This window comes from Bacteroidota bacterium (assembly GCA_030017895.1).
Classification (GTDB): domain Bacteria; phylum Bacteroidota; class Ignavibacteria; order UBA10030; family BY39; genus JASEGV01.
In genome coordinates this window covers 1-6,402 of record JASEGV010000117.1, presented here as the reverse complement: position 1 = coordinate 6,402, position 6,402 = coordinate 1, and the positions used below count along the sequence as shown (strand labels likewise).

At 34.9% G+C, this 6,402-nt stretch carries 2 protein-coding genes; both read left to right on the top strand.

What is annotated here, in order from left to right:
* Nucleotides 1-3,077: efflux RND transporter permease subunit (locus QME58_13820; GenBank protein MDI6804893.1), on the top strand; the 3,077-nt coding region annotated here is incomplete at its 5' end.
* 1 nt (nt 3,078) lies between these two features.
* Nucleotides 3,079-6,267: an efflux RND transporter permease subunit gene (locus QME58_13815; GenBank protein ID MDI6804892.1), complete on the top strand. Its 3,189-nt coding sequence runs from the start codon at nt 3,079-3,081 to the stop codon at nt 6,265-6,267.
* The last annotated feature ends 135 nt before the right edge of the window (nt 6,268-6,402 follow it).

Here is a 6,402-nt window from a genome sequence, read left to right as displayed (position 1 = left end):
ACCAGCTCAGCACCGATTTACTCCCCGAAATTGACATACCGAAGCTAACAATACAAACATCTTATCCGAACGCAGCACCCGAAGAAGTAGAAGCTTTGATAACAGAACCAATTGAAGCTTCGGTCGGAACTATTACCGGAATTAAAAAAGTAACTTCTACATCTCGCGAAGGTTTATCATTAGTTATTGTCGAATTTTTGTGGGGTTCGGATATGGATTTTGCCGCACTGCATGTTCGGGAAAAATTAGACCAACTGCGTTACATGCTTCCCAAAGAAGCCGGCAGACCAACGATTGTGCGCTTAGACCCTTCAAGTTTCCCGATAATGACACTTGTAGTTACCAGCAGGAAAACAGATAATTACATAGCGGGTACTACGAATGTAAAATCGCACAAGATGTCGGTTCAAGATAAAGAATATCTTGTCAACCTAAAAGAATATTCACGACTTGTAATAAAACGCCGGCTTGAACAAATTGATGGAGTTGCACAAGCTTCTATTTTGGGAGGATTAGAGCGCGAAATACAAGTAAATGTAAACATGCAATTGTTAAAGACATTTGCTCTTTCTATCGAAGATGTTGTTGCTTCAATCTCAGCGGCTAACGTAAATTTACCCGGCGGCGATATAAAAAGCGGATGGTTCCGGTTTTCTCTTAGAATTTTAGGCGAATTACAAACTGTAGAAGAAATTAAAAACACTATAGTAAACAATAACCTAGAAAAAAATACCTCTGTCGATGGGAAGAGAAAAATTGTCCACATAAAAGATGTTGCAGAAGTTGTAGATGATTTTAAAGAACGACAAGGCATTTCACGGTTAAACGGTAAAGAAACAATATCGATATTAGTTAAAAAAGAGGTCGGCTCGAACACAGTCAATACCGCCAAGGAAGTTCAAGAAGTAATTAAACAGCTAAATGAAGAATATAAAGACTTTAATATTTCTGTTATTTTCAGTCAGTCAGAATTTATCAACGATGCTATATCAAATGTTGAGCAGGAGGTGGTTTACGGCGGAATTTTGGCGTTTATCGTATTATTCTTTTTCTTGTACAACTTTCGAGACCCGCTTATAATAGGAATAACGATACCAACCTCTTTGCTTGCCACTTTTTTACTTATGTACTTTTTAGGTGTAAATTTAAACATTATTTCGATGGGCGGATTGGCTGTTGGTGTTGGTATGCTTTTAGACAATTCTATAGTCGTAATAGAAAATATTTCAAGACATAGACAAAGTGGCAAAAGTTTAACAGAATCAGCAGCGCTCGGTGCTTCAGAGGTGGGATTAGCTATTACAGCTTCTACATTGACCACTGTTGCAGTCTTTCTTCCGCTTATTTATATAAAAGGAATTGCAGCAGAGCTTTTCAGGGATCAATCGTTAAGCATCACAATTTCTCTTATGGCGTCGTTATTTGTTGCTATGACGCTGATTCCAATGTTAGCTTCAAGGAAGAAAATTATAAAAAATAGTTCGTTATTAAGTGGTAAAACCTATAATCGAATTTTTAACAGAATATCGAAATTGATTGAGATTTTGTTTAATAAATATGAGTGGCTTTTACTCTATGCGCTTGAGAATAGAATAAAAGTGTTGGTGGGAACAATTATTTTATTCGCAATTACGGTTTTTCTGATTGTAATAATGCCGAAAGAATTTTTTCCAAATGTTGAACAACACGAATTTATTTTAGAAACTAAAATGCCAAGAGGTACATCGCTTTATGGAACTTCGCAACTAGTGCATTTAATAGAAAATGAGCTTACAGCAATGAATTCGATCGAGTATGTGTTGTCAAATATCGGTATTGTAGATGAGCATGATATTCTAAGCATTACACGAAGCTCTATTGATAGAGCAGAAATGTACGTGAAAATTAAAAATCAATTTGTTCCATCTAACACTATCAAAGACATAAGAAAAATATTAGAAAAGTTCAAGAATGTAAGTTATGCTATTCACAAACCGAAATCCACTTTCGAAAAAATACTCAATCCGTCAGAAAATGATATACAAATAAAAATTGTAGGGAAAGACTTGAACACAGCAGCAAAGGTTGCGCAAGAATTACTACCATATCTAAAGAGCATTAACAATTTAAAAGATTTACGGTTGGGTTTCGAAAAAGGTATTCCTGAATATTTAATTGAAATCGATAGAACAAAAGCGGCGATGTATGGATTGACCATCAGGGACATTTCGAATTTCATAAGCACAATATTTAAAGGACGCGAAGCAACAACTATAAGTGATTTTGATAAAAAAATTACATTATTAGTGAGAGCAACTGAAGCGGATAGGGATGAAATTTATGATTTATTGAACAATTCGATAACCACAAAAAATGGCGAGGTACAGCTCCGGGATTTTATTAAATATCGGCATTCAGAGGGCTACTTAGAAATTTGTCGGGAAAATAATAATCGACAAATGAGTGTGTTGGCAAATTTTACCGGTTCGAGCATTAACGAAATAATAAACACAATCAAAGAAGAGTTAAAACCGTTAAACATTCCTGCTGGATATAGTATAGAAGTTGGCGGGGTTAATGAGGAAATGCAGGATGCTTTAAAAGCATTAATTATGTCGCTCTTACTTTCGATTGCCCTTATGTATATGATTTTAGCAGCAGAGTTCGAATCGCTCCGTATTCCGTTGATAATAATATTTTCTATCCCTTTAGCGATTGTGGGTGCGATAGTATTGTTATTCGTAACTGGTCAGAGCTTAAGTGTAATCTCATTAGTTGGTTTGATTATACTTGTAGGTATTGCCGATAACGACGCAGTAGTTAAAATCGATTTTATACTTCGTAAACGCCGGGAAAATCTATCTGTCCGAGAATCAATCATAGAAGCAGGTAAGCAGAGATTTCGCCCGATTGTTATGAATACACTCACAGTTGTTTTTGCACTTATTCCTATGATGTTGAGTACTGGCGCCGGCTCACAACTACAAATAGCTCTCTCAATTGCAATAGTGGGCGGTTTGCTGTCATCTACTTTTCTAACTTTGATAGTCGTTCCGATATTGTATTCATTCTTTGATAAAGATTCTTCGATAAAATAAATTGTATAGATATATAAATATTCTAACCAATCGTCCTTTATTTGTTACGATGGTTTATTCAGCTATTCTTTTGATAGGAATAGCTACTGCCGTCCAACTTCCCATTGAACTTTCACCGAGTGTGGAATTCCCTCGTATAACAATATCAACATACTGGGGAAACACTTCTCCCGAAACGATGGAATCAATCATCTCATCACCTATAGAAGAACTTTGTAACACTATTAATGGGGTGAAACGCATTACATCGATATCGCAGGAAGGGCTTTCGCGTGTAACTGTCGAATTTGGCGCTGACGTTAAAATGAATTTTGCAGTTCTCGATTTGAACGAGAAGTTAGCCAGCTTAACTGAGTTATTACCTTACGACGTATCACCACCGAGGATTCAGAAATATATACCCGAAGATTTTGAAAAGTTGCAAGGATTTATTACCTATACAATATCTGCACCCTATTCAAATTCAGAAATACGCAAAATAGTAGAACAAAAAATGCTTACTGAATTGATGTCTATTGAAGGAGTTGCAAATGTTCAGATTTATGGCGGAGCGAAGAAGGAAATACAGATAGAACTTGACCATGAAAAATTAAATCTTTTCCAAATCGGTCTGAAGGAAATTCAAGATGTAATGCAAGGTTTTGAAACGATTACTTCATTGGGAAATATCTTGGAGGGAGGGAAAAAAACCAACATAAGAATCTTTAATAAAGAATTTGAAACCCCTGAAATAGGTATCGAACAAATCAATAAACATCCTCTAAAAATATTAAATGATGGCAGGATAATTTACCTCGAAGATATTGGAATTGTGAACAATGAATTCGAAGCTGTGTATAGCTATTACCGCATAAATGGTAAATCGGCTGTTACTATACAGATCGATAAAGAACCGCACGTTAACATTGTAACAACTGCCGATAGAGTTATCGAAAAAATGGCTGCACTAGAAAAAAAATTGCCCAGCAACTTTAATGTTATCAAGGAAATTGATAAAAGTGAGACCATTAGGAAGGATATAAATAAAATATCAAACAGGTCGATTTTTTCAGTAATATTTATCTTTAGTGTATTAATGTTTGCTTTTCTTAATTTTAGGGCGCCAATCATTGTAATATCATCTATTTTATTCTCAGTATTGCTTACTTTTATTGCAATGTATTTTTTGAAATTGAGCATTAACATAATAACTTTAGCAGGTCTTACACTTGCCTTCGGGTTGATAGTTGATAACTCTATAGTCGTTGTAGAAAATATTTCAAGATATAATAGATTGAATACCGACAGAAGTATGGCTTTGTATTTAGCGTTGAACGATATTGCTCTGCCCATATTTGCAGCAACTTTAACGACGGTCGGTGCTTTAATACCGATATATTTTCTATCACCAGAGGTTCGCCTTTATTTTGAACAATTTGCAATCACGGTGAACTTTGCACTTCTCTTTTCTTTGATTGTCGCTTACAGTTTTGTTCCATTGGCAAGTTATAAATATTTCCGGTTTGAAAAACAAGATTCGATGCTAATTAGGTTGCAAGAGCGTTTAACAAAAATTTATGAGAGAATACTTGCAAAATTGATAAAGTTTAAAAAAATCAGCATCATTTTAACTATTTGGATTTTTGGAATACCTACATGGCTGTTACCTGAAAAGATAGAAACACCAGTTATATCACCTGCCTATAATTTAATCTTCAGCAGTAAATTGTATTCTACAATAAAACCTTACGTCGACCATACCTTTGGTGGAAGTTTGCATTTGTTCTTTAAATATGTAAATCGGGGTGAAATATGGAGTTGGGGAGCGGAAACCTATCTTTTAGTTACTATTAGAACGCCTGCGGGTACAGAACTCGAACGCCTTAATGAAGCTGTCAAGTTGGTAGAAAATGAATTGAGCAAGTTCGATAAGAATATCGATAAGTATGTTACAAATATCTACAACAACGAAATTGGGAATATTACAATTACAATTCCTGAAGAAAATGCCCAGAGTTCATTCCCTTATGTTTTGAAAGCACACCTTATTTCGTTTATGAGTAATATTGGGGGCGCTACGGTGGGTGTTTTGGGGTTTGGGCCAGGTTTTTTCACCGGTTCATCACAATTGCCAAGCTATAATATTAAAATTCTTGGTTACAATTACGAAAAAGTTAAAGAAATTGCCGAACAAATACGCCAAAAAATAATCATCAACAGGCGTGTAGCAAATGTGGATGTCGATAGATCTTTTATGTACAGCGAAAATTTATATGAGGTTGCCCTAGTCGCGAATCGGAAATTAGTCGAACATTACGGATTGAGCGTTGCCGATTTGATGCATCGTGTAAGGATGTTGTCTCGGGGAGCTGTTCAAACAACGCGTATAAAAGTTGCCGGTGAAGAAATTAATTACTCTATTAAATTTTCCGGTTACAAAGATTTTTCCCTTGATGATCTGATGAATGTAGTAATTACTACAAAAAAAAGTGAGGGTGTTAAATTAAAAGATATAATTAGTGTAAAAGAAAGAAAAGTTCTTTCGAGAATTGTTCGTGAAAACCAACAATATCAAAGATATGTTTCATTTGAATACAAAGGTCCTTATAAATATGGGCAAAAATTAACTGAATCGGTGGTTACGCAAGTAAAGAATAATGTACCGCACGGTTATTCAGTAGAACAAACTAACGTGTTTTTTTTTCTCACACCTGAAAAGGAGATAGAACTCGGCTTAATTATCTTTCTTGCAATTTTGATAGTATATATGGTAACAGCTGCCTTGTTTGAATCTTATTTGAAACCGTTTATCATTATTTTATCAGTTCCGTTTTCTATGATTGGGGTACTTTTAACTTTTTATTTCAGCGATGCTACATTTGATAGAGGAGGATATGCATCTGTACTTTTATTAACGGGAATTTCGGTCAACATTTCGATATTGTTAGTAACTAGACTTTCTAAAATAGAATCAACTGATTTTATTGAAAATGTTATTAAAGGAAGTGCTTCACGTTTGCGCCCGATATTAATAACAACTTTAACCACAATTGCCGGTGTTTTGCCATTAGTTATCGAAGAAACCCACGATAGCTTTTGGCATTCACTGGCACTTGGAACAATCGGAGGCTTGATTTCCGCCACTTTACTTGTTCTATTTATTATTCCGGTGATCTATACTTTATTGTACAATAAAAAGTTAATCGGTTAGATATATTTCCCTTTTGAATTTCTATTAAAACACACCTATCCCTAACCGTCATCGATAATACAGACTTAGACAGTTAAGGATATTAGAAATTAAGAAAGAGTTTGCGATAATGCAAGATTTTTGACTTAATAGTTT